Consider the following 26,436-nt stretch of genomic DNA (forward strand, 5'->3'; position numbering starts at 1 on the left):
GGCTCCCCAGCTGAACGATTGGAAACGGACATGGGTCCCCATCCAGCGGTCGCCGCGATACGCCTGGCGGTTCGCCGCGTACTCCACGACGTCCTTACCCACCACTGCACGCAGGACCGGCACCAGCCCCCGCTCGTGCTCGTCGCCTGCTCCGGCGGCGCCGACTCCGTGGCGCTCGCCTCCGCTCTCGCCTTCGAGGCCCCCAAGCTCGGGGTCCGCGCCGGGGGCGTCACCATCGACCACGGCCTGCAGGAGGGCTCGGACCTCCGTGCCGCCGAGGTCGCCCTGCGGCTGCGGGCCCTGCGGCTCGACCCGGTGGAGGTCGTCTCCGTCACGGTGGGCCGCGAAGGAGGCCCCGAGGCCGCCGCCCGGGACGCCCGCTACGCCGCCCTGGACGCCACCGCCGAGCGCTACGGCGCCAGCGCCGTCCTCCTCGGCCACACCCGCGACGACCAGGCCGAGACGGTGCTCCTCGGCCTCGCCCGCGGCTCCGGGACCCGCTCGCTCTCCGGGATGGCCGCGACCAGCGGACGGGGCGGCCGCTACCGCCGGCCCTTCCTGGACGTCGACCGTCAGACCGCCCGTAAGGCCTGCCTGATCCAGGCGCTCCCCGTATGGGACGACCCGCACAACTCCGACCCCGCCTACACCCGCTCCCGGCTGCGCCACGAAGGCCTGCCCGCCCTGGAGAAGGCGCTCGGCAAGGGCGTCGTCGAGGCCCTGGCGCGTACCGCCCAGCTCTCCCGCGACGACGCCGACGCCCTGGACGCCTGGGCCGCCGACGCCGAGGGCACGGTCCTCGACGAGACCGGCACCCTCGATGTCGCCGCGCTGTTCGCCCTGCCTCCCGCGGTACGCCGCCGGGTGCTGCGCCGGGCCGTCATCGGCGCCGGCTCACCGGCCGGTTCGCTCTTCGCCCGCCACATCGAGGAAGTGGACCGGCTCATCACGGCCTGGAGGGGCCAGGGAGCCATCAACCTCCCCGGGCGAGTGGGTGTGCGACGGCAGGGTGGCAGACTGGTCATCCGGCAGGGCTGAGCCGCAGTAGCTGCCCCGCATCCGAAGTCTCACGACTGACGTGAACACCGAACCGAGCGAGAGTGGCACGGGTGGACGACAAGGACATGGGCTCCGACCTTCAGTCGGTACTCATCAGCAAGGAAGAGATCGACGCGAAGCTGGCGGAGCTGGCGGCGAAGATCGACGCGGAGTACGCGGGCAAGGACCTGCTCATCGTCGGTGTCCTCAAGGGGGCCGTGATGGCGATGGCGGATCTGGCGCGCGCGCTGTCCACCCCCGTCACGATGGACTGGATGGCCGTGTCCTCCTACGGCGCGGGCACCCAGTCCTCCGGTGTGGTCCGCATCCTCAAGGACCTCGACACCGACATCAAGGGCAAGCACGTCCTGATCGTCGAGGACATCATCGACTCCGGCCTGACGCTGTCGTGGCTGCTGTCGAACCTCGGCTCGCGGGAGCCGGCCTCGCTGGAGGTCTGCACCCTGCTGCGCAAGCCGGACGCGGCCAAGGTCGCGATCGATGTGAAGTGGATCGGCTTCGACATCCCGAACGAATTCGTCGTCGGGTATGGCTTGGACTTCGCGGAGAAGTACCGGAATCTGCCGTTCGTCGGTACTCTCGCGCCGCACGTCTACGGCGGCTGAGGGGCTCCCGCGGCCCGGCGGGAACCCTTCGGGGCTTCCCGCCGTTGGAGCAGGGAGAGCAGAATCCTCGGCTGCATGTTCACTGTCGGCGCAGGCGCCGGGTGACGATGCTGGGGTACCGTCCGAAGGCAATTCTTTTTCGGGCCAGTAATACACCGTACGCACGACCAGCCCTCCCGAGGGCGTTGTGCCTCACTGTGGCAGGAGGGACGGGGCCTTTACGGCTCCGTATGGATGGACGTGAAGCGATACTTCCGTGGGCCGGTCATGTGGATCGTGCTGGCCGTCCTCGCCGTGGTCGTGTTGATGCAAGTCGTCGGCTCGTCCGGCGGCTACAAGACGGTGGACACCGGTCAGGTCGTCAAGGCGATCGCTGACAACAAGGTGAAATCCGCCGAGCTGACGACCGGTGACGAGAACAAGATCAAGATCGAGTTGTCGGGCTCCAACAAGATTGAGGGCTCCAACAAGATCCAGGCGAGCTACATCGGCGACCAGGGCGTCGACGTGGCGAAGAACCTCCAGGCCAAGTACCAGACCGGCGAGATCAAGGACGGGTACACGGTCTCCCCGTCGAAGCAGAACCCGTTCGTCAGCGTGCTGATCACGCTGCTCCCCTTCATCCTCCTTCCCATCATCTTCCTGTTCCTGATGAACCAGGCGCAGGGCGGTGGCTCCCGGGTGATGAACTTCGGGAAGTCGAAGGCGAAGCTGATCACGAAGGACACCCCGAAGACGACGTTCTCGGACGTCGCCGGGTCGGACGAGGCCGTCGAGGAGCTCCACGAGATCAAGGAGTTCCTCCAGGAGCCGGCGAAGTTCCAGGCCGTGGGTGCCAAGATCCCCAAGGGCGTGCTGCTGTACGGCCCGCCCGGAACGGGCAAGACCCTGCTCGCGCGCGCCGTCGCCGGCGAGGCGGGCGTCCCGTTCTACTCGATCTCCGGATCCGACTTCGTCGAGATGTTCGTCGGTGTCGGTGCCTCCCGTGTCCGTGACCTCTTCGAGCAGGCCAAGGCGAACGCCCCGGCGATCGTCTTCGTCGACGAGATCGACGCCGTCGGCCGGCACCGCGGTGCGGGCCTGGGCGGTGGCCACGACGAGCGCGAGCAGACCCTCAACCAGCTCCTGGTCGAGATGGACGGCTTCGACGTGAAGGGCGGCGTGATCCTGATCGCCGCCACGAACCGTCCGGACATCCTCGACCCGGCGCTGCTGCGCCCCGGCCGTTTCGACCGGCAGATCGCCGTCGACCGTCCGGACCTGCAGGGCCGTCTGGAGATCCTCAAGGTCCACCAGAAGGGCAAGCCGGTCGCCCCGGACGTCGACCTCTCGGCCGTCGCCAAGCGCACCCCCGGCTTCACCGGTGCCGATCTGTCGAACGTCCTCAACGAGGCCGCGCTGCTGACGGCCCGGAGCGACGAGAAGCTGATCAACAACCACTTCCTGGACGAGGCGATCGACCGCGTCGTGGCCGGTCCGCAGAAGCGGACCCGGATCATGTCCGACAAGGAGAAGAAGATCACCGCGTACCACGAGGGCGGACACGCCCTGGTCGCGGCGGCCTCACCCAACTCCGACCCGGTCCACAAGATCACGATCCTGTCCCGCGGCCGGGCCCTGGGCTACACCATGGTCCTGCCCGACGAGGACAAGTACTCCACCACCCGCAACGAGATGCTCGACCAGCTGGCGTACATGCTGGGCGGCCGCGCGGCGGAGGAGCTGGTCTTCCACGACCCGACCACGGGCGCCGCGAACGACATCGAGAAGGCCACCGCCACGGCCCGCGCGATGGTCACGCAGTACGGCATGACCGAGCGGCTCGGCGCGATCAAGTTCGGCACCGACAACTCCGAGCCCTTCCTGGGCCGTGAGATGGGTCACCAGCGCGACTACTCGGAAGAGATCGCCGCGCTGGTCGATGAGGAAGTCAAGAAGCTCATCGAGACCGCGCACAACGAGGCGTGGGAGATCCTGGTCGAGAACCGCGACGTGCTGGACAACCTCGTGCTGACGCTCCTGGAGAAGGAGACGCTCAACAAGGACGAGATCGCCGAGCTCTTCAAGCACGTGGTCAAGCGCCCGGCCCGCCCGGCGTGGACCGGCTCCTCGCGCCGTACGCCCTCCAGCCGCCCGCCGGTGCTGTCGCCGAGGGAGCTGGGTCCGGCCAACGGCTCGGTGACGACGACCGCCACCGTGTCCACGGAGAAGGTGGAGGCTCCCGAGGAGCAGCGTCCCGAGAGCTGATCCCCGTGGGCCCCGGCCCCGGAATATATGCCGCGCCCTCCAGGTTTAGCCTGGGGGCGCGGCATTCCGCGATTTTCGAGCGGGCGCAGAAGGAACGAGGCACCACATGACCGACCCTGTGACGCTGGACATCGCCGGCAAGCTCGGCGTTTTCGACGAGAAGCGCGCCGAGAACGCCGTCCGCGAGCTGCTCATCGCGGTGGGTGAGGACCCCGACCGCGAGGGGCTGCTGGAGACGCCGGCGCGGGTGGCACGGGCGTACAAGGAGATCTTCGCCGGGCTGTGGCAGAAGCCGGAGGACGTGCTGACGACCACGTTCGACCTGGGCCACGACGAGATGGTGCTGGTCAAGGACATCGAACTGGTTTCCAGCTGCGAACATCACCTGGTGCCGTTCGTCGGGGTGGCGCACGTCGGCTATATCCCGTCCGCGGACGGAAAGATCACCGGTCTGTCGAAGCTGGCGCGGCTGGTCGATGTGTTCGCCCGGCGCCCGCAGGTCCAGGAGCGGCTGACCACGCAGATCGCGGACTCCCTGATGGAGATCCTGGAGCCGCGCGGCGTGATCGTCGTCATCGAGTGCGAGCACATGTGCATGACAATGCGTGGGGTGCGCAAGCCGGGGGCCAAGACGACCACCTCGGCCGTGCGCGGCCAGCTGCGCGACGCCGCGACGCGCGCCGAGGCGATGAGCCTGATACTCGCCCGCTAGCTCCCTCGCCCGCTAGCTCCCTCGCCCGCTAGCTCCCTCGCCCGCTAGCTCCCTCACCCGCCGGCTCCCGAGCCATGGGAAGGCCCGCCGGCGCCGGATACTCCGACCGCCGGGCCCCCGCGGCGCCAGATACTCCGACGGCCGGGCCCCTGCCACAGAGCAGGGGCCCGGCCGTCGTCGGTGGCTCGGGGGACGGGCAGCGGCCCGTCAGGCCTTGAGGTGGTTGCCCAGCCACTCCAGGGCGGCGGGGATCTCGCGGCGCCAGGTGTTGAAGTTGTGGCCGCCGCTGTCGAGGATGATCGACGAGATCCGGCTGGGTGACTTCGTCTGCTGGATGAACCGCAGCGTCTGGTGGTAGTTCCCCTCGCCCTGCTTGCTGCTGGTGACCAGCAAGTTCACCGGGGGAGCGGGCAGGTGGCGCTGCCGCCACAGCAGGTTGTTCTCCCGCTCCAGCTGCGGGTTGCCGCCGAAGAGGTCACCGGTGGTGGCGTCCCGGGGGGCCTTGTAGGCGCCGGAGAGGGCGACGGCGGTGGAGTACGCGTCGGGGTGGCGCATCGTCATCTTCAGCGCGCAGTAGCCGCCCGTGGAGTCGCCGATGACCCCCCAGCTCTTGGCCTCGCGCCCAATGCGGTAGTGCGCCGAGAGGTCCGTGCGCAGGTCCTTGGTGAAGAACGTCTCGGTCTGCGGGCCGTTCGGTATGTCCATGCACTCGGTGTCGCGCGGCGGGTGCACCGTCGGGCGCATCATGACCAGGACCGTGGGCCGCATCCGGTTCTGCTTGAGGAGGCTGTGCTGGGTCTGCGGGAAATGCAGCTTCTTGTAGAGCGCCTCGGCGGTGCCGGGGTAGCCGGTGAGCACCACGGCCGCCGGGAATGTCTTGTGGGCGTACTTCTTCTGGAAGTACTGCGGCGGCAGATAGACGAACGCGGGGCTGGCGATGCCCGAGTGTTCGCCGTTGACCAGCACCTTGTCGATCCGGCCGGCGGACGCCGGCCGGCCCCCGTTCTTGACGCTGATCCGTTCCGTGCCCAGCATCTGGAGCTTCGTGCCGTTCGGCCCGGTCTGGTAATTGGTGACCACGCCCGGCTCCTGCTCCTGGCCGAACAGATCGGCCCAGGACGCGTAGAAACCGAAGGAATTGTTGGCGTACAGGCCGATCGAGGCGAATACGGCGAGCTGGGTCGCCAGCAGGAGCCCGACGCGACCGAGGACGGCCCGCCAGTTCCCCTTGGACAGCCGGGGCCAGAGCCAAATCGTGAGGACGAACAGTGCCACCGCGACGAGGACGGCAAGAAGCAGCACTTTCTTGCTGGTGAGACCCATGTGGTGCTTTCTTCCGGGCGGCCGGGCCATCCGTACCGCTAGTGGAACCCCTAGCCCTGAAACGCCGTCATACAGGGCGCAAAAAGTCCAGATGCTGCGACAAGGCTCGCACGTTCTCTCGACCGGGGCGACGGGAAAGTGATGTCTGACAGGCTAGATGGCGAAAAGTCGGAGACGGTTGCGTGGCGAACGCCACGCTGGCTCCGCGGCCCGCGACCCGAGGCGGTGCCGGGTGTCGTCGGTACCGCCGGCGTGATCGTCGGTCTGTTGAACCTCGCGTCCGGGGTGTTCGCGCGCTTCCGGCACAGCCGGATGCACGCCCTGGCCGAGGTGCTGCCGGGTGCGGTGAGCCCGCTGGCGGCTGCCGCCTCGATCGTCGTCGGCATCCTGCTGCTCCTTTTGGCCCATGGCCTCAAGCGGCGTAAGCGGCGGGCCTGGATGGCGGCCGTGGCGCTGCTCCCGGTGGGGATCGCGGCGCAGCTGGTGTACCGCCACTCCGTCTGCGGAGCGGCGCTCTCGACGGCGCTCCTGGTGTTCCTGGTGCGTCACCGGCGGGAATTCGCGGCCCTGCCCGATCCGCGCAGCCGCTGGAAGGCCCTCGCCAACTTCGTCGTCCTCGGCGGCGCGAGCGTCGGCATCGGCCTGGTCATCGTCAGCTCCCACCCCGCGAAGACCGTCGGCTCGCCCACCCTGTGGGAGCGCGTCCAGCACGTCCTGTGGGGCCTGTTCGGCTTCGAGGGCCCGATCAGCTACACCCACCACGTCGACTACACCGTCGGCTACTCCCTGGGCGCGCTCGGCCTGCTGACCGTCGCCACCACCGCGTACCTCGCCTTCCGCCCCGAGCACCCGGCGGCCCGGCTGACCGACGACGACGAGCGGCAGCTGCGCGAACTGCTCGCCAAGCACGGCGCCCGCGACTCGCTGGGCTACTTCGCGCTGCGCCGGGACAAGGGCGCGGTCTTCTCCCCGACCGGCAAGGCCGCGGTCTGCTACCGGGTGATCTCCGGGGTGATGCTCGCCAGCGGCGACCCGATAGGCGACGTCGAGGCCTGGCCGGGCGCCATCGAGCGCTTCATGGAGGAGGCCAGGGCGCACTCCTGGACCCCGGCGGTCACCGGGTGCAGCGAGACCGGCGGCCAGGTGTGGACCCGGGAGACCGGGATGGACGCGCTGGAGCTGGGCGACGAGGCGATCGTGGACGTCGCCGACTTCACCCTCACCGGCCGCGCGATGCGCAACGTACGGCAGATGGTCAAGCGCATCGAGCGCAATGGGTATCGGACGCAGGTGCGCCGGGTGCGCGATCTGGAGCCGGCCGAGCTGGCGCGGATTCAGAAGGCCGCGGATGCCTGGCGGGACACCGACACCGAGCGCGGCTTCTCCATGGCGCTGGGCCGGATCGATGCGGTGGCCGACGGCGACGCGGTGATCGCCACCGCGCATCTGCCCGCGGGCGAGGGCGAGGAGCCGGGCCCGTACGGGGATCTGAAGGCCATGCAGCACTTCGTGCCCTGGGGCGAGCGCGGCATCTCGCTGGAGCTGATGCGGCGCGATCGCAGCGCCGACCCCGGGATGAACGAGCTGCTGATCGTCGCCGCGCTGCAGGCGGCCCCCGACCTCAAGATCAAACAGGTGTCGCTGAACTTCGCGGTCTTCCGCTCCTCCCTGGAGCGCGGCGAGAAGCTCGGTGCGGGGCCGGTCATCCGGGTCTGGCGCGGCATGCTGATCTTCCTGTCCCGCTGGTACCAGATCGAGTCTCTCTACAAGTTCAACGACAAGTTCCGGCCACGCTGGGAGCCGCGCTTCGTGGTCTTCCGCAACAGCCGTGACATCCCGCGGATCGGCCTGGCGGCGCTCCAGGCCGAGGGGTATCTGGAGCTGGGCCTGCCGCGCGTACTGCGCCGCAGGAAGGCCGCCGAGCCGCAGCCGTGTGCGCACTTGCCGGAGCCGGTCGAGGCCCCGGCGGTCGAGCGGGTGGCCTGACGGGGCCGGTCCGGGCCGCCCGAGGGGACCGCGCCGTACGGCGTGCGGCGGCCCGGTGCCCCGCCGTCCTCCCCTGCGGCGGCCGCAATCCGGCCGGTCGGCACACGGCCTAGGCTGGTGCCATGAGTACCTTGCGTGGCCGGGTGGCCGGACTGCCGGACTGGGACCGCTGCGCGGTGCTGGGCGTCGTCAATGTGACGCCCGATTCGTTCTCCGACGGCGGCGACTGGTTCGACACCGAACTCGCGGTCAAACACGGCCTCGACCTGGTGGCGCAGGGTGCCGACATGGTGGATGTGGGCGGTGAGTCGACCCGTCCGGGCGCGGCGCGGGTGGACGAGGACGAGGAGCTGCGCCGGGTGGTCCCGGTCGTCCGGGAGCTGGCCGCGGCCGGTGTCGTGGTCTCCGTCGACACCATGCGCGCCTCGGTCGCCGAGCAGGCGGTCGAGGCCGGCGCGCGCCTGGTCAACGACGTCAGCGGGGGCGCCGCCGATCCGGCGATGGTGCCCGTGGTGGCGGCGCACCACGTCCCGTTCGTGGTGATGCACTGGCGCGGCCGGTCCATCGACATGAACAACCGTGCCGTCTATGGGGATGTGGTCGCCGAGGTCGTCGACGAGCTGGCGCGGAGCATGGAGCGCGCGGTCGCCGGCGGGATCGACCCGGACCGGATAGTCATCGACCCCGGCCTGGGCTTCGCCAAGGAGGCCGGGCACGATCTCGCGCTGGTCGCCCACCTGCCGCGGCTGCGCGCGCTGGGCCGTCCGCTGCTGGTGGCGGCATCGAGGAAACGGTTCCTGGGCAGGGTGCTGGCAGGCGGTGCGGGAGCCGCTCCACCGCCGGCCCGGGAGCGGGATGCCGCGACGGCGGCGGTGTCGGCGATCGTGGCGCGAGAGGGGGCCTGGGCGGTGCGGGTGCACGAGGTCAGGGCGAGCGCGGATGCGGTACGGGTGGCCCGTGCCGTGGAGGGCGCGGCGGCGGCGGACGCCGGCGGCATGACGGTGAACACGACGGGAACGGTGTGAGCGGCTTGGGCCCACAGACGGACATCGAGCTGGTCGAGCAGGCGAACACGACCCTGTACGAGACCATCGAGCGCGGCGATCATGAAGCGTTGTCCGAGTTGTGGCTGGACGGCCAGGTGAGCGTGGTCCACCCCGGGTGGCCGGTGCTGCGCGGGCGCGGCGAGGTGCTCCGCTCGTACGCCCTGATCATGGCGAACACCGAGTACATCCAGTTCTTCCTCACGGACGTGGAGATCGATGTCATCGGTGACACCGCGTTGGTGACCTGCACCGAGAACATCCTCAGCGGCGGCCCCGCCGAGGACGACGGCTCGGTGGGCCCGCTGATCGGCCAGCTGGTCGTGGCGACCAATGTCTTCCGGCGGACCGAGGACGGCTGGCGGGTGTGGTCACACCACGGGTCGCCGGTGCTGGCGGACCGTGACGAGGAGGACGAGGACGAAGAGGGGCCCGGCGGGCCGGACGAGGGCGAGGGCACCGAGGGCGCCCTCTGAGGGCGCCCAGGGGGCGGGCACCGGGCGCGCGAGCCGGTGCGGGCGACCCGGTGTGAGCCTTGCCATGCCGTGCGCCCTTGCGGGGGCGTTGGCGGCCCGCCCCACAGCCACCGTCAGGCGTCAGCCATCCGGGCGAGGGCGCACCCGTTCGAGCCAAGTGCGGCACGGGTAGGGGTGGGGCGTGGGCAGGGGGGTAAGAGGGCCGCGCGGACGATCTCCCGGCCTGTCGGTCGCTGCCCCACAGGGCGGCGCCTAGCAGGAGGACGGGGTCTTGTCCATAGCCCCCGTGGGCGAGGACTGTCGGTGCTCGAAGGTAGATTCGACGGCGGGGCAGTGTTGCCGGATCGCTCCGGTGCCTGCCCGGAATCCGACGAACAGTGGCGCCCCAGGTGCCGTGGACCAGTGGGAGTGATTCGCGTGGATCGTGTCGCGCTGCGTGGGCTGAGGGCCCGTGGCCACCACGGGGTGTTTCCCCGTGAGCGCGAGGAAGGTCAGACCTTCATCGTCGACCTGGTCATCGGCCTGGACACCCGCGAGGCGGCGGCCAGCGACGATCTCGCGAAGACCGTGCACTACGGCGTTGTGGCCGAGGAGGTGGTGGCTGTCGTGGAAGGCGAGCCCGTCGACCTCATCGAAACCCTGGCCGAGCGCATCGCCGACCAGTGCCTCAAGCACGGGGGTGTGCAGCAGGTGGAGGTGGTGGTGCACAAGCCGGACGCGCCGATCACCGTCCCCTTCGACGACGTGACCATCACTATCACTCGGAGCCGAGTATGAAGCCCACCCGCCACCCGACCCTCACCGCCGACGGGACCACGCAGCAGCGCCCGGATTTCGGTGACCCGACCGTGCAGCCGGTGCCCGCCTCGGTGGTGGAGCAGGTGGACGCCGCGGATGTGACGCTGTCCAACCCCAAACACGCCGTGATCTCCCTGGGCAGCAACCTCGGCAACCGCCTGGAGATCCTCCAGGGCGCCGTCGATGCGCTGGAGGACACCCCCGGCCTGCGGGTCAAGGCGGTCTCGCCGGTCTACGAGACCGAGCCGTGGGGCGTGGCGCCCGGCTCCCAGCCGTCGTACTTCAACGCCGTGGTGCTGATCAAGACGACGCTGCCGCCGGCCTCCCTCCTGGAGCGCGGGCAGGCGATCGAGGAGGCCTTCGAGCGGGTCCGCGACGAGCGCTGGGCCCCGCGCACGATCGACGTCGACATCCTGGCGTACCAGGGCGTGGTCTCCGACGACCCCGGGCTGACGCTGCCGCACCCGCGCGCCCATCAGCGCGCCTTCGTGCTGGCGCCGTGGCTCGACATCGACCCGGAGGCGGAGGTCCCCGGGCACGGCGCGGTGGCCGCCCTGCTGTCGGCGGTCGGCCGCGACGGGGTCGCGCCGCGGGCGGACCTGGAACTGCGGCTGCCCGAGTAGTCGTTAAGGTTGCGGGTCGGTTCCCTGCGGGATGCATCCATACGAAACCGACAAGGCGGCCATATCGTCAGGGGTGGTCGTGGCGAGGGATGGTCATGACGGTGCGAAGGGCGAGCGCTCGGTGAAACAGCTGCGAATCAAGGTGCTGGTCGGGCTGTTTCTGGTGGCCGGGGTGCTGGCCTGGGGAGGCGCCCGGCTGTGGGACTCGTTCGGCACCCTGCCCAGCGTGCCGGTGGCCGCGCCGATCGTGCTGGCGCTGCTCGCCTCGGTGCTCGCGGCGACCGCCTTCTCGCTGCGGGTGCGACTGCGCGAGCAGCGCGAGCGCCGGCCGGGCGCGAAGGGCGTCGATCCGCTGGTGGCTGCCCGCGCGGTGGTCTTCGGGCAGGCGAGCGCGCTGGTGTCGTCGCTGGTGGCCGGGTTGTACGGCGGTGTCGGGGTCTTCTTGCTGGCTTCGGGGCTCGATGTCGGACCCCGCCGGGACCAGGCGATCTACGCCGGTCTGTCGGTGCTCGCCGGGGCGGCGGTGGTCGTCGCGGCGCTCTACCTGGAGCGGGTGTGCAAGCTGCCGGAGGACGACGGCAAGGGCAATGGCGGGGTGAACTCGGTGGTGTGACGCGCCGATGTGCGTCGCAATCCATTTTTCCAAGATCATTTATTTTCCCGCTTACCGCGCCCGGGTTCCGCTCCCGGCCCCTCGTGCGCTGCGCTGAACGGGCCCTGAAGGCCCGAAGAAGAGCCGTGTCGCGGAACCGGAACCAGGGCGTTGCGGAATTCGCCTCCGTGCGCGCCGAATTCCGTCCGTTGAATCGGTGCGGCAGCGCGGTGGAGGCATCGCCTCCGAGGGCATCGGCCCGACGGTCATGTGGTGACGGAGCGCGCCGGGCCGCGCGGGGCCCCGGGCTGCTGACGGCGGGCGGGGCGGCGGACCGGAACGCCCTCGCGGCCACCGGGGAATTCGCTGCCGGGTACCGCCGAAGTTCCCCTCCTGCCTGGTAAATCAACTAAATCGACGCAGCGCACAGGCGCGTCGGGTGCGGAGTGCGAGACCGGCCGTTTCGCGAGCCGGTGGGGGTGTGCGGGCATATGCAGCGTCCACAGGGCCGGTCAAGAAGTAACCAGCGGGAAACGGATTGGTGAGCGCGGCCCCATAGATCCCGCACGCACGGTAAGTTTCTGGCCATGCCACGAGGACGCCACCGCCAATCACCACCCCTCCACCGGCTGCTTCCTCCCGCGACGGTCGCCGGTGCGTCGATCGCCTGCGCCGCGGGCGCGTGGTTCGTCGGCGACGACCTGGTGCAACGGGTGCTCGCCGCGGGCGCGGCGGCCGCCGCACTCACCGGCGCGGTGCTGCTGCGGACCTGGGACCGCCAAGCCGGCCGACAGGTCGCCGAACTCACCCGCGCCCGGGTGCGCGACGAGTGGCGCACCGAGGAGCGGATCGCCGAACTCGAAACGGACGTCGAGGAGGCCCGCGAGCTCCGCGCCGCCCAGGACACCAAACTCCGCGCCAAGCGCGCCGAATTGGCCCGGCTGCGCAGCGAACACGCCGACCTGCTGCGCCGTTACGCCACCGCCGAGACCGAGCGGGCCAGCGCGCTGGAGGGCCGCCGGCTGCTCGCCATCGAGGCCGCCGCCCCCTCCCGCGCCCTGCCGGCCGCCGCCGACCGTCCCCGTACCTTCGACTCCTTCCGGGCAGGGGAGACCCGGGTCCCGGCCCGGCGTGAGCCCGCCACGGATCCGGACCGCCCGGCGACCTATGCGCAGGCCGATCAGGCGCTCCGCCGGCTCGCGCGGAACGCCGCCCGCCAGCGCACCGCCCAGAAGGCCGCGCGCATCCCGCGGGACGGCGCCCGGAGCGATGCGACCGCCCGCCCCGAGCCGTCCGGCCGCGAGGCCCGGGACGGTGAGAACGGCCGGGGGAAGGCCTCGGCGGCCGCCGCACCGCGTACGGGCGGGGCGGCTTCCGACCGCACGGCCGACGCCGCCGGACCCGCACTCCGTCCGGTTCCGGCCGCCGCCGCTGCCATCGCACCGTCCCGCCCGGCCGCGTCCCGCGCCCAGGGCGGCTTCGACTTCTTCGGCAACGCGACCGACGCCGGCCCCCGGGAGCTGGCCGCACCGCTGGAGGAGGATCTGGCGGACGTCGTCGGCGACGAGGCCGTCGCCGAGCACTCGGCCCGTGAGCAGCCGTCCGCCAAAGGCGCCACGGCCGACGGCGAGCGGGCCGACGGGGACACGACCACCGGCACCGGCGAGGTCATCGATCTGACCGCCCACGACGAGACCGAGCAGCTCGACCTCGGCGGCCTGCGCAGCGCCATCTCCTGACCGCCTGCTGCCGCCGCGCGGCCTCGGAGCCCGACGGGGCTCGGGGGCCGCGCTGTGGTGACGGACACCAAGCCCGGCGGACGTCCTCCTCGGAGCGCCCGCGGCTGTCCACAGGGTGTGGACAGCCTGCGTAGGGCAACGATGTCGCCCGTGGAGGCGGAAGGAGGGGGCACCAAGCCCCCCGCCGCATCGCCTACTTGTCGATGTCCCCGACCACGAAGAACAACGAGCCGAGAATGGCGACCATATCGGCGACCAGGGTGCCCGGCAGCAGCTCCACCAGCGCCTGGATGTTGTTGAACGACGCCGAGCGCAGCTTGAGGCGGTAGGGCGTTTTATCGCCCTTGGAGACGAGGTAGTAGCCGTTGATGCCCAAGGGGTTCTCGGTCCAGGCGTAGGTCGCGCCCTCGGGGGCCTTCAGCACCTTCGGGAGGCGCTGATTGACCGGCCCCGGCGGCAGCTCCGCGATCCGGTCCAGGCAGGCGTCCGCGAGATCGAGCGCGTTATGGCTCTGCTCCAGCAGGCACTCGAAGCGGGCCAGACAGTCGCCCTCCTCGCGGGTGACGACCTTCAGCGTGGACTGCAGCTCCCCGTACGCCAGATACGGCTCGTCGCGCCGCAGATCGAAGTCCACCCCGGAGGCGCGGGCGATCGGTCCGGAGACGCCGTAGCCGTGCACCGTCTCCCGGGTGAGTACGCCGATCCCGCGGGTGCGGCCGCGGAAGATCTCATTGCCCAGGACCAGGTTGTCGAAGACGTCCATCCGGGAGCGCACGTCGGCAACGGCGTGCCGGGCCCGGCCGAGCCAGCCCGCCGGCAGGTCCTCCTTGAGGCCGCCGACGCGGTTGAACATGTAGTGCATCCGGCCGCCGGAGATCTCCTCCATGACGGCCTGGAGCTCCTCCCGCTCGCGGAAGGCATGGAAGACGGGCGTGATGCCGCCGAGCTCCAGGGGGTACGAGCCGAGGAACATCAGATGGTTCAGCACGCGGTTCAGCTCGGCGAGCAGCGTCCGCAGCCAGACGGCGCGCTCGGGCACCTCCATGCCCAGCATCCGCTCGACGGCCAGCACCACGCCGAGCTCGTTGGAGAACGCCGACAGCCAGTCGTGCCGGTTGGCGAGCATGATGATCTGGCGGTAGTCGCGCGCCTCGAAGAGCTTCTCGGCGCCGCGGTGCATATAGCCGATCACCGGCTCGGCGTGCTGGATGCGCTCGCCGTCCAGGACGAGGCGCAGCCGCAGCACACCGTGCGTCGAGGGATGCTGCGGGCCGATGTTCAGCACCATGTCGGTGCTCTCCGCCGCGCCGCCGATGCCGACCGTCGTCTCCGTCATGGGAACAGTCTCGCAGGACGCCCGGCCGGCGGACCGCGGAGCCCACTACCTGAGAAGCCCCGCGCACGCGGTGCCCACCGGCTCCAGGAGCCAGCCGAAGCCGCCGAGGCCGGCCGGATCTGTCAGCTCCGCCGCCGCTCCCGCCGCGCTGAGGGCCCGTACGTACCCGGACGGGTCGGTGGCGGCCAGGGCGAGCGGCGGGCGGCGGCCCTCGACCCCCAGGGCATGCAGCGCCGCGCGCTGGGTCAGCCGCACCGCCGACGGCCCGGCACAGGCGTCCAGCGCCACATGCGCGGTGATGTCGCAGCTGCCGTCCGGCACGGGAGGCACCTCGCGGCCGTCACGGAAGCCGGTGAGGGTGCCGAAGGGCGGACGGTCGCCCCGCTCGTGCGCGTAGTCGGCGGCGACCGCGAGCCCGGCGCGCAGCGTGCCCACGGCCTGCGCCCAGGCCTCGTCCCGGGGACGGCCGATCTCGGCGCGCAGCCCGGGGGAGGACGCGGTGCCGCCGGCGGCGGGCGCCCACCACCGGCGCAGCCACTCCGCGTCCGCGCCGTCCACCGGCTCGCCCAGCCGCTCCGTACCGTCGGCGCGCACCAGCACCCGGCGCGGCACCCCGTCCGGATCCGTCTCGACCACATCGACCGGCACGTTGTCGAGCCATTCGTTCGCGAACAGCAGCCCGGTGACCGAGCCCGGCGCGGGCAGCTCGCGCCGCCAGTCGATCCGCGCATCGAGGCCCTCGGGGCGCGCGGCACGCTCGACCGCGTACGGACGCAGCCGCGCCGCCACCTCGCCGGGCAGCGCGGCCAGCACGCCCGTCAGCAGCTCACCGCGGCCCGCGCCCACATCGACCAGCGCCAGCTCCCCGGGATGCCCGAGCGCGGCATCGACCCGGCACAGCAGGGTCGCGACGGCGCCCGCGTAGAGCGGGGAAGCATGCACGGAGGTACGGAAGTGCCCGGCCGGGCCGGGGCCGCCGGGCCGGGTGTAGAAGCCCTCGTCCGGTCCGTACAGCGCCCGCTCCGTGGCCTCGCGCCACCCGCACCACTCGTTCGTCATCTGCCCCACGGTACGGGCGGAAACCGGCCCGCCCATACGGACAGCGGTGCAGGTCGGGCCCTTGCCCGCGCGAGGTCGAGCACCACATCTCCACCTTGCGGAGTAGGCCCGGCGCAACAGGATCGCCCCTCCGGTTGACTCGTACACCTATATGGACTGCCTACGCTGGGTTACGTGCAGCGCCTCTACGACTTCCTCCGCAGGCACCCGACGGGAGTGGACTCCTTCTGGGCGCTCGGGCTCCTCGGGTTCGGCAGCCTGATGGTCGTCTTCGATCGTGACGGCGCCATGCACATGGCCGCCGCCGCGGTCTTCGTCGTCGGCCTCAGCCTGGTGGTGGCGCTGCGCCGCAAGGCCCCCGTGCAGATGCTGCTGCTGACGGGCGCCATCGGCGTGGGCCAACTGATCACCGGCGTCCAGCCCAACCCCAGCGACTTCGCGATGCTCGTGATCGCCTACACCGTGGCGTCCGCACCCGCCGTCCCCCGCTGGGCCTCCCGCTGTGCCCTCGCCGGCGCCCTCCTCGGTCCCGCCCTGACGTACTGGCGCTACGCGTACGACGACGAGACCCGGCCGGTGACCGCGAACCTCGTGTTCACCACCCTGTTCACCGTGCCGTTCGTCCTGGCCTGGGTGCTCGGCGACTCCATGCGCACCCGCCGCGCCTACTGGGCGCAGCTGGAGGAGCGGGCCGCACGGCTGGAGAAGGAGCGCGAGGCACAGTCCCGGATCGCGGTCGCGGCCGAGCGCGCCCGTATCGCCCGCGAACTGCACGATGTCGTCGCCCACAACGTCTCGGTGATGGTCGTCCAGGCCGACGGCGCCGCGTACGTCCTCGACGCCGCCCCCGAACAGACCCGGCAGGCCCTGGAGACGATCTCCGGCACGGGGCGCCAGGCGCTGGCCGAGATGCGCCGGCTGCTGGGCGTGCTGCGCACCGGCGAACAGGCCGAGGGCGGTGAATACGTGCCCCAGCCCGGCGTCGAACAGCTTGAAGACCTCATGGACCAGGTGCGCGGCGCGGGGCTGCCGGTCGACTTCCGGGTCGAGGGCGAGCCGCGGGAGCTGCCCAGCAGCGTGGCACTGACCGTGTACCGCATCGTCCAGGAAGCCCTCACCAACACCCGCAAACACGGCGGCCCCGACGTCGGCGCGACCGTCCGCGTCTCCTACCGGGACGAGGACCTCGAACTGCTCGTCGAGGACGACGGACGCGGCGCGCAGCAAGAGCTCTACGAGGAGGGCGGGGCGGACGGCCTCGGCCACGGCCTGATCGGCATGCGGGAGCGGGTCGGCATGGTCGGCGGCAGTCTGACCGCGGGGCCGCGGGCGGGCGGCGGCTTCCGGGTCAGCGCCGTACTCCCGCTCAAACCGGCGCGATGAGCGCCGCCGCGCACCCGCCGCCCCGGTGCGCCGCTGCCCCGATGCCCGCCGACGACTCCACCGCACCACCCCGTACGCTCAGTTCCACCCGTGCTCGAAGGGACCCCCTGCCATGACCATCCGCGTGATGCTCGTCGACGACCAGGTGCTGCTGCGCACCGGATTCCGGATGGTGCTGGCCGCGCAGCCGGACATGGAAGTCGTCGCGGAGGCCGGGAACGGGGTGGAGGCGCTGGAGGTGCTGCGCGCCACCCAGGTCGATGTGATCCTCATGGACGTCCGGATGCCGCATCTGGACGGGGTGGAGACCACCCGCCGGATCTGCGCGGGCGGCCAGCCGGAAGGCGGCCCGAAGGTGCTCATCCTGACCACCTTCGACCTGGACGAATACGCCTTCTCCGCGCTGAAGGCCGGGGCCAGCGGCTTCATGCTCAAGGACGTGCCGCCCGGTGACCTGCTCGCGGCGATCCGCGCGGTGCAGAGCGGTGACGCGGTCGTCGCACCGTCCACCACCCGCCGGCTCCTCGACCGCTTCACGCCGTTGCTGCCCGCCACCTCCGCCGAGCCGTCCCGGCCCGAGCTGGGCCGGCTGACGGACCGGGAGCGGGAGGTGCTGCTGCTGGTCGCCCAGGGCCTGTCGAACGGTGAGATCGCGGCGCGGCTGGTCCTCTCCGAGGCCACGGTCAAAACGCATGTGGGCCGCATCCTCACCAAGCTGAACCTCCGGGACCGGGTCCAGGCGGTGGTTCTCGCTTATGAGACGGGGTTGGTGCGGGCGGGGGGAGCGGGGGCGTAGGGGGGAGCGGCCCCCGGGGCCGGCGGGCCGCGCGCCTTACCGGCAGCGCAGCATGCTCCTCAACGGTGCACGCCCTTAACGGAGCACGCCCTCAACGGAGCACGCCCTCAAGGAAGTCGCTGCCCAGCCGGGCCACTGTCTGGAGGTCCAGCTGGTGCAGCACATAGCGCCCACGGCGCCGCGTCTGTATGAGCCCGGCCTTCTTCAGCGTGGCGATGTGCCGCGACACCTCGGGCGCGGTGATCCCGAACGCGTTCGCCAGCTCCCCCGTCGTATGCGGCCCCCGCGACAGCGAGCGGCACAGCTGCATCCGCCTCGGATGGGCCAGGGCCTCCAGCCGCTGCTGTACGAGTTCCAGCGCGGCCGGCGACGGCAACTCCGGGCCCGCGACCGGGTACTGGAGCACCGGGCGCCATCCCGGGGCATGGCCGAACAGCAGATGCGGCCAGCCGAACGACGTCGGCAGGAAGGTGACGCCCGGATCCGCGGGGTTGGCGAACGCCGTCGTACGTCCCTGGGCGAGCTTGTCGACCAGGATGCGGGTGCCGCCGCTGCCGTCCTGCGCGTCCTCCAGGGAGAGGGCCTGCGAGGTCTCGGACAGCGTCTCGGACAGGCCCTTGCGGCGCAGCAGTTCGGTCTTGTGCCGGGCGTCGGCCGCCAACTGGATGCCCACCCGCCGCCAGATGTCCCCGAAGAACGCCTCCTCGCAGTCCTCGAACAGCCGGCGCAGCCACTGCCGCAGGCCGTCGGGGTCGGTGAGCATCCGGTCGGTGAATGCCGCCTGCCGCGGGCCGCGCGCGGCGGCCATCTCCCGTACGCGCGCCCGCTCTTCCCGGTCGACCAGGGGTGAGGGCGTGTGGCGGGTGTAGGACGCCGAGCAGGTGATCTCGAACGCCGCGGCCACGAACCGCTCGTCGTCGATGGTGTCCATCGCGTCCAGTTCCTCGGCCAGCGTCGCCCCGGGGTGGGCCGGCAGCAGGATGTCGGAACGGGAGGAGCGCCACAGGAAGTCCGCCTCGCACAGCCGGTCGGCGAGGTCGGTGTGCAGCGCCGCGTGGGTGGCGGTGACCCAGACGTGCAGCCCGGGGTGGTGCCCCGGCTCGGACAGCGCGTGCAGCGCGGCGCCCAGCTCCGCCAACGGGGACGGGGAGAAGACGATGTGCCCCGGCGGCAGCCCGGTGATGTCGATGACGTTGGCCATGCGCACATCATGCGCGAGCCTGCCACCTGCACGGACGTCGATTGACGGCTCTGGTCAATCGACGCGCGGCGGGCCGGGGGACCGCCGCACAGTGAGGCACATGAACGCCGCCCAGCAGCACCTCCTCGACACCTATCGCGCCGCCCGACGAAGCGAGGCCGCCCCGCCCGCCCCGGGCACGCACACCGTCCGTACGGCACGGGAGATCCGGGAGTGGTTCTGCTTCCAGGCCGTTGTCACCGATCCCGGCGACCGGTTCGTCGGCCGCGTGCGGCGCTCCGCGCGGCGGGTGGGGCGCAGGGCACGTGCGGTGGTGGGCGTGGCGCGGCGGCTCGTGCGTCTGCTCCAGGTCTAGTGCGCTGACTGGTGCGGCGCGGCGCGCACCATTCGGCCTTATCCCGTCCCCCCGTCCCCCCGTCCCCCCGCCCTCCCCCCGGGCCCGCCCCCCCCGCCTCCGCCCCCGCCTCCGCCCCCCGCCTCCCCCTCCCGTCGGCCTCCCCGCCCAGCCACCTCACCCCGTCCCGCCGGGTTCACCCCGTCCCGCCGGCCTCACCGTGTCCCAGCCCAGCCCAGCCCAGCCCAGCCCAGCCGCCTGCCTGGCCCCGGCGCGGCCACCTCCCCCCCCGCGCACGGCCTCCCCCGGCCCCCGCATGATCTGCCGACCTCACCCCCAGCCCGCCTCACCCGCCTAACCCCCGACGCGCTCCTCCCCGATGCGGCCCACCAAGGACACGAACTCCCCGACCGCCGCCCGCACTTCCCCCGCCGTCCAGCGCAGGGCGGACGCGGAGACCGTGACCTCCGTCGTCGCCACCCCGGGCGGGAGGGCCGGAGCCGGCTCGAACCACCTGCGGAACAGTGCGGTCCCGGTTTCCTCCGCCTGGCGTACGGCGGCCTCGTTCAGCAGCTCGGGCGGGTGCGGGAGCCACACCTGGAACTGATGGGTGTGCGGCGGCTCCGGATGCACCCGGAACCACGGCACACCGGCATCGGCCAGGCCCTCGCCCAGCGCGCGGGCCACGGTCTGCGCGTGCGCCACATACTCCGGCAACCGTGGCAGCTCACGGTCCAGGCCGATCAGGGCGGCCAGGGCAGCCGGCCACTGCTGGAACAACTGGCCGCCGTACCGGTGCCGCCAGGTCCGCGCCTCGTCGATGAAGTCCTCGGTGCCTGCGAGCGCGGCGCCCGATATGCCGTCCAGCGACTTGTAGTAGGAGACATAGACGCTGTCCGCCAGAGCCGCGATCTCCGGGAGCGAGCGGCCGAAGTGCGGTCCGCACTCCCACAGCCGGGCGCCGTCGAGGTGCACCACCGCCTCACGGTCCCGGGCCGCCGCCACGACCGAGGTCAGCTCGTCCCACGACGGCAGGACGAATCCGGCATCCCGCAGCGGGAGTTCGAGAGCGAGCGTGCCGAACGGCTCGGGCAGGTCGTACACCTCCGCGGCGGTCGCCGGCCGCGCGGCGCTCGTCGGATGCACCATGCGCAGGCCGCTGACCACCGCATAGGCATCGCGCTCATGCACCTCCAGATGCGACATCGGATGGCCGGCGACCGTGGCGTTGCCCGTACGCCCCGCCCAGCAGCGCAGCGCGACCTGCTGGGCCATCGTGCCGGTGGGGAAGAAGGCGGCGGCCTCGGTACCCAGGGCTTCGGCGGTGCGGCGCTCCAGTTCGCCGACGATGCCGTCGTCATTGCCGTAGACGTCGGTCCAGCCGTCCAGGTCGTAGGCGGCCGGAGCATCGGCTCTCAGGCGGTCCATCCGCTCGCGGATGGTCTCGCCTCCTCCCGTGCTGCCGACCAGCACGCGCTGCGAGGCACGGATCGCCGCGAACATCCGCTCCCGCTCGGCCGCGAGGTCACCCGCCCCGGCCGGAGCGCCGCCCGGAGCGCCGGCCGAACCGTCCCGCACCGCCCCGGTCCAACGGTCCTCCGCCGCCCCGCCCGAACCATCCCGCTCAGCGCCCCGCAAACCCTCCGTACCGCCTCCGCCTGCGTCTCTCATCTGCCTCACACGCCCCCCTGCCTGCCTTTTTCTCCGCGCTGTCGTTTCGTGCCTTTCGCGCGCCGTGCACCGATGATTGCCCAGCCCCGGCCGGACCCGCGACCCCTGTGGATAACTCTGATGGGAGACCCCCGTCTCACCTCGTGCACAGCTCTCAAGACCGCCGGAAACACTCGCGTAGCATGGCGAGGAATCGTCCGGTACCCCCCGCGGACTGGAACGGAAGGCCGTCGCCGCGTGAACGCAATCCCACCCACCGAGGCCCAGGACCGACCCGCCCGACTGACCGTCGGAGTCGTCGGCGCGGGCCGTGTCGGGCCCGCCCTCGCCGCTTCGCTGCAGCTCGCAGGGCATCGCCCGGTTGCCGTGTCGGGAGTCTCCGACGCCTCCGTACGCCGCGCCGCCGAGCTGCTGCCCGACGTCCCGCTGGTCACCCCCGCCGAGGTGCTCGCCCGTGCCGACCTCGTCCTGCTGACCGTCCCCGACGACGCCTTGGCCGGCCTGGTGAGCGGCCTCGCCGAGACCGGCGCCGTACGGCCCGGCCAGCTGTTGGTGCACACCTCCGGGCGGTACGGAATCGCTGTGCTGGACCCGGCCACCCGTGCCGGGGCCCTGCCGCTCGCCCTGCATCCGGCGATGACGTTCACCGGCACCTCGGTGGACGTCCAGCGGCTGGCCGGCTGCTCGTTCGGCGTGACCTCGCCCGACGAGCTGCGGATGGCGGCGGAAGCGCTGGTCATCGAGATGGGCGGGGAGCCCGAGTGGATCGCGGAGTCAGCCCGTCCGCTCTACCACGCGGCGCTCGCCATCGGCGCGAACCACCTGGTCACGCTCGTCGCCCAGGCCATGGAGCTGCTGCATGACGCGGGCGTGCAGGCCCCCGACCGGATGCTCGGCCCGCTGCTCGGTGCCGCCCTGGACAATGCGCTCCGGTCCGGTGACGCCGCGCTGACCGGCCCGGTCGCCCGGGGTGACGCCGGCACCGTCGCCGTCCATATCGCGGAGCTGCGCCGGCACGCGCCCCAGAGCGTCGCCGGGTATCTCGCGATGGCCCGGATGACCGCGGACCGCGCGCTGTCCCACGGTCTGCTCAAGCCCGAACTCGCCGAGGACCTGCTCGATGTCCTCGCCGGCTCCGACGACGGCCCCGCCCCCGGCTCCTTCGGCCCGGGCCCCGACGCCTCCGGCCCCGAGGGAGGCGACCGATGACCCCCTCGCCGACGAGCCCGGACCGTCCGGACCGTCCGGACCGTCCGGACCGTCCGGACCGTCCGGAACGTCCGGAGCCGAACCCGGTCCCGGAGACCGCGACGCCTTCGCGCCCGGCCGCGGCCGCCGACCCGGCCCCGGACGCACCCGCGCACCAGGAACCGCACCGGTCCATGGACCCGACCCTCCCCGCCGAGCCGTCCCGGCCCGGCCCCGGCCACCTCCTCCACACCGCCGCCGCCCTCCGCGACCTGCCCCGCCGCCCCGGTGGCGAGCGCGCGGTCGTGATGACCATGGGCGCGCTGCACGAGGGACACGCCACCCTGGTCCGCGCCGCCCGCCACCGGGTCGGGCCCCAGGGGCAGGTCGTCGTCACGGTCTTCGTCAACCCGCTGCAGTTCGGGGCCGGCGAGGACCTGGACCGCTATCCGCGCACCCTGGAGGCGGATGTCGAGCTGGCGGCCGCGGCCGGTGCGGACGTGGTCTTCGCCCCGTCCGTCGACGAGGTCTACCCGGGCGGGGAACCGCAGATCCGGATTGCCGCGGGTCCCATGGGCAGCCTCCTGGAGGGCGCCAGCCGCCCCGGGCACTTCGACGGCGTGCTGACCGTCGTCGCCAAGCTGCTGCATCTGACCGCGCCGGACCTGGCGTTCTACGGGCAGAAGGACGCCCAGCAGCTCGCGGTCATCACGCGGATGGCCGCCGACCTCAATTTCCCCGTCGAGATCGTCGGTGTCCCCACGGTCCGCGAGGAAGACGGCCTGGCCCTGTCCAGCCGTAACCGCTACCTCTCCGCCCCGGAGCGGCGTACCGCGCTCGCGCTGTCGGCGGCGCTGTTCGCGGCCCGCGACCGGCTCGCCGCCGAGGAGGCGCTGCGCGCCCGCGCCGCCTGCGCCGGCCACCCCGCGCCGGACCGCGCCGCGGCGCTGGCCGCCCTCGGCGAGGACCGCGCGGCCGCCGACGCACACGCCGTCGCCTACGCCGCCGCGGTGCCCCCGCACGGCCCGTCCGTCGCCCGCGTCGCGGCCCGCGCGGTCCTGGAGGACGCCGCCCTGCTCGACCCGCCGCTGGTGCTCGACTATCTGGCGTTGGTCGATCCGTCCGACTTCACCGAGATCCCGGACGCCTACGAGGGCGAGGCCATCCTCGCGGTCGCCGCCAAGGTCGGCACCACCCGGCTCATCGACAACATCCGTCTCCACTTCGGGGCCCAGGGCGCAACGGCCGCCCACCCGGGCGGAGCCACCCCGCACACCCCCGGCTCCGGCTCACCCGCCGCACCCCCGGCCCCCTCCCACCCCCAAGGCCCCCTTGGAGCGACCCGATGAGCGCCACCGGAACAGGCACCGGCCCCGGCCCCGTCCCAGGCACCGGCATACGTCTGACGGCCCCCGCCCCCGGCTGGTCCATCGAGGCGGACGTCGTCGTCGTGGGATCCGGTGTGGCCGGGCTGACCGCCGCGCTGCGCTGCGCCGCGGCCGGCCGCCGGACCGTCGTCGTCACCAAGGCCCGCCTGGACGACGGCTCCACCCGCTGGGCGCAGGGCGGCATCGCGGCCGCGCTCGGTGAGGGCGACACCCCCGAGCAGCATCTGGCCGACACCCTCGTGGCGGGCGCCGGGCTGTGCGACGAGGAAGCCGTCCGCACCCTGGTCACCGAGGGCCCGGACGCCGTCCACCGGCTCATCCGGAGCGGCGCCCGCTTCGACACCGCACCGGACAGCGAGGAGATAGCGCTCACCCGGGAAGGCGGCCACCACCGCCGCCGTATTGCGCACGCCGGCGGCGACGCCACCGGGGCGGAGATCTCCCGCGCGCTCGTCGAGGCGGTTCGCGCCGCCGGGCTGCGCACCATCGAGAACGCCCTGGTCCTCGATCTGCTCATGGATGCCGACGGCCATACGTCCGGGGTCACCCTGCACGTGATGGGGGAGGGCCAGCACGACGGCGTCGGGGCCGTGCACGCCCCGGCGGTGGTGCTCGCCACCGGCGGCATGGGGCAGGTCTTCTCCGCGACCACCAACCCGGCGGTCTCCACCGGCGACGGGGTGGCGCTGGCGCTGCGCGCCGGCGCGGAGGTCTCCGACCTGGAGTTCGTCCAGTTCCACCCCACCGTGCTGTATCTGGGCCCGGAAGCGGAGGGCCAGCAGCCGCTGATCTCCGAGGCCGTACGGGGCGAGGGCGCCCATCTCGTCGACGCCGCCGGAACCCGCTTCATGGTGGGGCAGCACGAACTCGCCGAGCTGGCGCCGCGCGACATCGTCGCCAAGGCGATCATGCGCCGGGCGCACGAACAGGGCGTCGAGCACATGTACCTGGACGGCCGGCACTTCGGCGCGCAGATGTGGGAGAGCCGCTTCCCGACCATCCTCGCCGCCTGCCGCAGCCATGACATCGACCCGGTCACCGAGCCGATACCGGTCGCCCCGGCCGCGCACTACGCCTCCGGCGGCGTACGCACCGATCTGCGCGGGCGCACCACCGTCCCCGGCCTCTACGCCTGTGGCGAGGTCGCCTGCACCGGAGTCCACGGCGCCAACCGTCTCGCCTCCAACTCCCTCCTGGAGGGCCTGGTCTTCGCGGAGCGGATCGCCGCGGACATCGCTGCACGCCCCGCGCCGGAGCCTGCCGCGGCGCGCGCGGCGGGCTCCGCCCCGGCGTCCGCGCCCCGTACGCCCCTCCCCCTCCTCGCCCCCGAGGCCCGTGGTGCCGTGCAGCGGATCATGACCGCCGGCGCCGGGGTGCTGCGCAGCGCCGAGAGCCTCGCCCGGGCCGCCGCCGGGCTGGAGAGCATCCGGCGCGAGGCGGCGGAGGCGAGCGCCGCCCGGGCCACGCACAAGGCTCCCGAGCCCGGCGTGGAAGCATGGGAGGCCACCAACCTCCTCTGCGTCGCGCGGGTGCTGGTCGCCGCGGCACAGCGCCGTACGGAGACCCGCGGCTGCCATTGGCGCGAGGACCACCCGGAGCGGGACGATGCCTCCTGGCGCCGGCACTTCCGCATCACCCTGGATACAGACCGTGCACTGGCCCTCCACACGACGGCGACCGCCGGTTTCCCGCCGACCGCCGACGATGGCCTCCCGGCCCGCGAGCCCGTGACCACCGATCGACCGCACCGACAGACCACCGGGGCACCCCACCCCTCCTCCCCGAATACGGAGCCCAGCCCGTGAGCAGCACCCGCGACGACCTCCCCCTCCTCCAGATCGGCGGGCCCACCGGGTCCCCCCAGACAGCGTCCGGGGGAGGCTGCGGCGACGCCTGCGGCTGCAGCGGCGGCGACGACGGCTCGTACGACCTCGACCCGCTGAGCTGCGGCCTCGACCCCGACCTGGCCGCGCTCCTGGTGGCCGCCGGGCTCGACCCCGTGCAGGTCGAGGACATCGCACATCTCGCCGTGGAGGAGGACCTCGACCAGGGCGTGGACGTCACGACCGTGGCGACCGTCCCACCGGACGCGGTCGCCACCGGCGACTTCACGGCCCGCGAGGCCGGCACGGTCGCCGGGCTGCGGATCGCCGAGGCGGTGCTGTCCCTGGTCTGCACCGACGAGTTCGCCGTCGAGCGGCACGTCGAGGACGGCGACCGGGTCGCGGCCGGCACCCCGCTGCTCAGCGTCACCACCCGCACCCGCGACCTGCTCACCGCCGAGCGCAGCGCGCTGAACCTCCTGTGCCGCCTGTCGGGCATCGCGACCGCGACCCGGGCCTGGGCGGACGTCCTGGAGGGCACGAAGGCCAAGGTCCGCGACACCCGCAAGACGACGCCGGGGCTGCGCGCCCTGGAGAAGTTCGCGGTGCGCTGCGGCGGCGGCGTCAACCACCGGATGTCGCTGTCGGACGCGGCGCTGATCAAGGACAACCACGTGGTCGCGGCCGGCGGCGTGGCCGAGGCCTTCCTGGCCGTACGGACCGAGTTCCCCGGCGTGCCGATCGAGGTGGAGGTCGACCGGCTCGACCAGATCCCGCCGATCCTCGCCGAGGGCGCCGATCTGATCCTGCTGGACAATTTCACGCCGGAGCAGACCCGCGAGGCCGTCGAGCTGGTCGCCGGCCGCGCCATGCTGGAGTCGTCGGGCCGGCTGACGCTCGACAACGCCCGGGCCTACGCCGAGACCGGCGTCGACTACCTCGCGGTGGGGGCGCTCACGCACTCCTCCCCGATCCTCGACATCGGCCTCGACCTGCGCGAGGACGAGGGCCGGACCGCCTCCCCGGACGCCGCCGCACGCGAGGACGGCTGACC

Annotated in this window: 23 protein-coding genes; 18 read left to right on the top strand and 5 right to left on the bottom strand. The window is 72.4% G+C overall.

The window, feature by feature from the left end; translation table 11 throughout:
• Nucleotides 1-30 precede the first annotated feature (30 nt).
• From tilS to folE, 4 genes are all read left to right on the top strand, one after another.
• Nucleotides 31-1,038, top strand: a complete 1,008-nt coding sequence (tilS, locus tag BKA18_RS20635) for a tRNA lysidine(34) synthetase TilS (RefSeq protein ID WP_366044165.1) — start codon at nucleotides 31-33, stop codon at nucleotides 1,036-1,038.
• Between the two features lie 86 nt (nucleotides 1,039-1,124).
• Nucleotides 1,125-1,664 (top strand): hypoxanthine phosphoribosyltransferase, encoded by a 540-nt coding sequence (hpt, locus tag BKA18_RS20640; RefSeq protein ID WP_006604044.1) that lies wholly within the window; start codon nucleotides 1,125-1,127, stop codon nucleotides 1,662-1,664.
• Between the two features lie 234 nt (nucleotides 1,665-1,898).
• Nucleotides 1,899-3,911 carry an ATP-dependent zinc metalloprotease FtsH gene (gene ftsH, locus BKA18_RS20645; protein WP_366044166.1) on the top strand — a complete coding sequence of 671 codons (2,013 nt, stop codon included), beginning with the start codon at nucleotides 1,899-1,901 and terminating at the stop codon, nucleotides 3,909-3,911.
• Between the two features lie 106 nt (nucleotides 3,912-4,017).
• Nucleotides 4,018-4,623 carry a GTP cyclohydrolase I FolE gene (gene folE / locus BKA18_RS20650; RefSeq protein WP_006604042.1) on the top strand — a complete coding sequence of 202 codons (606 nt, stop codon included), beginning with the start codon at nucleotides 4,018-4,020 and terminating at the stop codon, nucleotides 4,621-4,623.
• Between the two features lie 207 nt (nucleotides 4,624-4,830).
• Here the strand turns inward: folE and BKA18_RS20655 are convergent, their stop codons facing one another.
• On the bottom strand, nucleotides 4,831-5,946 hold the full coding sequence (locus tag BKA18_RS20655) for an alpha/beta hydrolase (RefSeq protein ID WP_366044167.1): 1,116 nt from the start codon (nucleotides 5,944-5,946) through the stop codon (nucleotides 4,831-4,833).
• A gap of 141 nt (nucleotides 5,947-6,087) precedes the next feature.
• On the opposite strand from BKA18_RS20655, the gene BKA18_RS20660 reads away from it, so the two are divergent.
• The 7 genes from BKA18_RS20660 (at nucleotide 6,088) to BKA18_RS20690 (ending at nucleotide 13,203) form a co-directional block, all read left to right on the top strand.
• A complete protein-coding gene (locus BKA18_RS20660; protein ID WP_366044168.1) occupies nucleotides 6,088-7,932 on the top strand; it encodes a phosphatidylglycerol lysyltransferase domain-containing protein in 1,845 nt (614 codons plus the stop codon).
• Nucleotides 7,933-8,054: 122 nt separating this feature from the next.
• Complete coding sequence (gene folP, locus BKA18_RS20665; RefSeq protein WP_366044169.1) at nucleotides 8,055-8,957, top strand: dihydropteroate synthase; 903 nt, start codon at nucleotides 8,055-8,057, stop codon at nucleotides 8,955-8,957.
• Between the two features lie 5 nt (nucleotides 8,958-8,962).
• Complete coding sequence (locus BKA18_RS20670) at nucleotides 8,963-9,451, top strand: nuclear transport factor 2 family protein (protein ID WP_093488974.1); 489 nt, start codon at nucleotides 8,963-8,965, stop codon at nucleotides 9,449-9,451.
• 417 nt (nucleotides 9,452-9,868) lie between these two features.
• Nucleotides 9,869-10,228 carry a dihydroneopterin aldolase gene (gene folB, locus BKA18_RS20675; RefSeq protein WP_006604037.1) on the top strand — a complete coding sequence of 120 codons (360 nt, stop codon included), beginning with the start codon at nucleotides 9,869-9,871 and terminating at the stop codon, nucleotides 10,226-10,228.
• Nucleotides 10,225-10,872 carry a 2-amino-4-hydroxy-6-hydroxymethyldihydropteridine diphosphokinase gene (gene folK, locus BKA18_RS20680; protein ID WP_366044170.1) on the top strand — a complete coding sequence of 216 codons (648 nt, stop codon included), beginning with the start codon at nucleotides 10,225-10,227 and terminating at the stop codon, nucleotides 10,870-10,872. The genes folB and folK overlap by 4 nt, the downstream gene beginning before the upstream one ends.
• A 121-nt stretch (nucleotides 10,873-10,993) precedes the next feature.
• On the top strand, nucleotides 10,994-11,485 hold the full coding sequence (locus BKA18_RS20685) for a DUF3180 domain-containing protein (protein ID WP_366044171.1): 492 nt from the start codon (nucleotides 10,994-10,996) through the stop codon (nucleotides 11,483-11,485).
• 566 nt (nucleotides 11,486-12,051) lie between these two features.
• On the top strand, nucleotides 12,052-13,203 hold the full coding sequence (locus BKA18_RS20690) for a hypothetical protein (RefSeq protein ID WP_366044172.1): 1,152 nt from the start codon (nucleotides 12,052-12,054) through the stop codon (nucleotides 13,201-13,203).
• A 193-nt stretch (nucleotides 13,204-13,396) separates the two neighbouring features.
• On the opposite strand, the gene BKA18_RS20695 is transcribed toward BKA18_RS20690, so the two are convergent.
• Together BKA18_RS20695 and BKA18_RS20700 are read right to left on the bottom strand one after the other, a co-directional pair.
• Nucleotides 13,397-14,539, bottom strand: coding sequence for an NADH-quinone oxidoreductase subunit D (locus BKA18_RS20695; protein ID WP_366044173.1), 1,143 nt, complete (start codon nucleotides 14,537-14,539; stop codon nucleotides 13,397-13,399).
• Between the two features lie 45 nt (nucleotides 14,540-14,584).
• Nucleotides 14,585-15,598, bottom strand: a complete 1,014-nt coding sequence (locus BKA18_RS20700; RefSeq protein ID WP_366044174.1) for an SAM-dependent methyltransferase — start codon at nucleotides 15,596-15,598, stop codon at nucleotides 14,585-14,587.
• A 174-nt stretch (nucleotides 15,599-15,772) separates the two neighbouring features.
• On the opposite strand from BKA18_RS20700, the gene BKA18_RS20705 reads away from it, so the two are divergent.
• Entirely contained in the window at nucleotides 15,773-16,981 is a 1,209-nt protein-coding gene (locus BKA18_RS20705) for a DUF7134 domain-containing protein (RefSeq protein WP_366044175.1), read from the top strand.
• Nucleotides 16,982-17,093: 112 nt separating this feature from the next.
• A complete protein-coding gene (locus tag BKA18_RS20710) occupies nucleotides 17,094-17,777 on the top strand; it encodes a response regulator (RefSeq protein WP_006604030.1) in 684 nt (227 codons plus the stop codon).
• Nucleotides 17,778-17,868: 91 nt separating this feature from the next.
• Here the strand turns inward: BKA18_RS20710 and BKA18_RS20715 are convergent, their stop codons facing one another.
• A complete protein-coding gene (locus tag BKA18_RS20715; RefSeq protein ID WP_366044176.1) occupies nucleotides 17,869-18,978 on the bottom strand; it encodes a DUF5937 family protein in 1,110 nt (369 codons plus the stop codon).
• Between the two features lie 100 nt (nucleotides 18,979-19,078).
• Here BKA18_RS20715 and BKA18_RS20720 point away from each other — a divergent pair, with 100 nt between their 5' ends.
• Nucleotides 19,079-19,333 (top strand): hypothetical protein, encoded by a 255-nt coding sequence (locus tag BKA18_RS20720; protein WP_366044177.1) that lies wholly within the window; start codon nucleotides 19,079-19,081, stop codon nucleotides 19,331-19,333.
• A gap of 333 nt (nucleotides 19,334-19,666) precedes the next feature.
• Here BKA18_RS20720 and BKA18_RS20725 read toward each other — a convergent pair whose 3' ends face one another.
• A complete protein-coding gene (locus BKA18_RS20725) occupies nucleotides 19,667-20,815 on the bottom strand; it encodes a threonine aldolase family protein (protein WP_366044230.1) in 1,149 nt (382 codons plus the stop codon).
• Between the two features lie 405 nt (nucleotides 20,816-21,220).
• Here BKA18_RS20725 and BKA18_RS20730 point away from each other — a divergent pair, with 405 nt between their 5' ends.
• The 4 genes from BKA18_RS20730 to nadC all read left to right on the top strand — a co-directional run bounded on the left by BKA18_RS20730 (nucleotide 21,221) and on the right by nadC (nucleotide 26,434).
• Nucleotides 21,221-22,192, top strand: coding sequence for a Rossmann-like and DUF2520 domain-containing protein (locus BKA18_RS20730; RefSeq protein WP_366044178.1), 972 nt, complete (start codon nucleotides 21,221-21,223; stop codon nucleotides 22,190-22,192).
• Between the two features lie 173 nt (nucleotides 22,193-22,365).
• Complete coding sequence (panC, locus tag BKA18_RS20735; protein ID WP_366044231.1) at nucleotides 22,366-23,520, top strand: pantoate--beta-alanine ligase; 1,155 nt, start codon at nucleotides 22,366-22,368, stop codon at nucleotides 23,518-23,520.
• Entirely contained in the window at nucleotides 23,517-25,364 is a 1,848-nt protein-coding gene (locus tag BKA18_RS20740) for an L-aspartate oxidase (RefSeq protein WP_366044179.1), read from the top strand. The genes panC and BKA18_RS20740 overlap by 4 nt, the downstream gene beginning before the upstream one ends.
• Nucleotides 25,361-26,434 (top strand): carboxylating nicotinate-nucleotide diphosphorylase, encoded by a 1,074-nt coding sequence (nadC, locus tag BKA18_RS20745; RefSeq protein WP_366044180.1) that lies wholly within the window; start codon nucleotides 25,361-25,363, stop codon nucleotides 26,432-26,434. The genes BKA18_RS20740 and nadC overlap by 4 nt, the downstream gene beginning before the upstream one ends.
• Nucleotides 26,435-26,436 lie beyond the last annotated feature (2 nt).

The organism is Streptomyces auratus (assembly GCF_050433025.1).
GTDB lineage: Bacteria > Actinomycetota > Actinomycetes > Streptomycetales > Streptomycetaceae > Streptomyces > Streptomyces sioyaensis.

Coding starts and splice junctions, on each gene's coding strand:
- tilS (WP_366044165.1), top strand. CDS start 31: ATGGGTCCCCATCCAGCGGTCGCCGCGATACGCCTGGCGGTTCGCCGC.
- hpt (WP_006604044.1), top strand. CDS start 1,125: ATGGGCTCCGACCTTCAGTCGGTACTCATCAGCAAGGAAGAGATCGAC.
- ftsH (WP_366044166.1), top strand. CDS start 1,899: ATGGACGTGAAGCGATACTTCCGTGGGCCGGTCATGTGGATCGTGCTG.
- folE (WP_006604042.1), top strand. CDS start 4,018: ATGACCGACCCTGTGACGCTGGACATCGCCGGCAAGCTCGGCGTTTTC.
- BKA18_RS20655 (WP_366044167.1), bottom strand. CDS start 5,946: ATGGGTCTCACCAGCAAGAAAGTGCTGCTTCTTGCCGTCCTCGTCGCG.
- BKA18_RS20660 (WP_366044168.1), top strand. CDS start 6,088: ATGTCTGACAGGCTAGATGGCGAAAAGTCGGAGACGGTTGCGTGGCGA.
- folP (WP_366044169.1), top strand. CDS start 8,055: ATGAGTACCTTGCGTGGCCGGGTGGCCGGACTGCCGGACTGGGACCGC.
- folK (WP_366044170.1), top strand. CDS start 10,225: ATGAAGCCCACCCGCCACCCGACCCTCACCGCCGACGGGACCACGCAG.
- BKA18_RS20690 (WP_366044172.1), top strand. CDS start 12,052: ATGCCACGAGGACGCCACCGCCAATCACCACCCCTCCACCGGCTGCTT.
- BKA18_RS20695 (WP_366044173.1), bottom strand. CDS start 14,539: ATGACGGAGACGACGGTCGGCATCGGCGGCGCGGCGGAGAGCACCGAC.
- BKA18_RS20700 (WP_366044174.1), bottom strand. CDS start 15,598: ATGACGAACGAGTGGTGCGGGTGGCGCGAGGCCACGGAGCGGGCGCTG.
- BKA18_RS20710 (WP_006604030.1), top strand. CDS start 17,094: ATGACCATCCGCGTGATGCTCGTCGACGACCAGGTGCTGCTGCGCACC.
- BKA18_RS20715 (WP_366044176.1), bottom strand. CDS start 18,978: ATGGCCAACGTCATCGACATCACCGGGCTGCCGCCGGGGCACATCGTC.
- BKA18_RS20720 (WP_366044177.1), top strand. CDS start 19,079: ATGAACGCCGCCCAGCAGCACCTCCTCGACACCTATCGCGCCGCCCGA.
- BKA18_RS20725 (WP_366044230.1), bottom strand. CDS start 20,815: ATGTTCGCGGCGATCCGTGCCTCGCAGCGCGTGCTGGTCGGCAGCACG.
- panC (WP_366044231.1), top strand. CDS start 22,366: ATGGACCCGACCCTCCCCGCCGAGCCGTCCCGGCCCGGCCCCGGCCAC.
- BKA18_RS20740 (WP_366044179.1), top strand. CDS start 23,517: ATGAGCGCCACCGGAACAGGCACCGGCCCCGGCCCCGTCCCAGGCACC.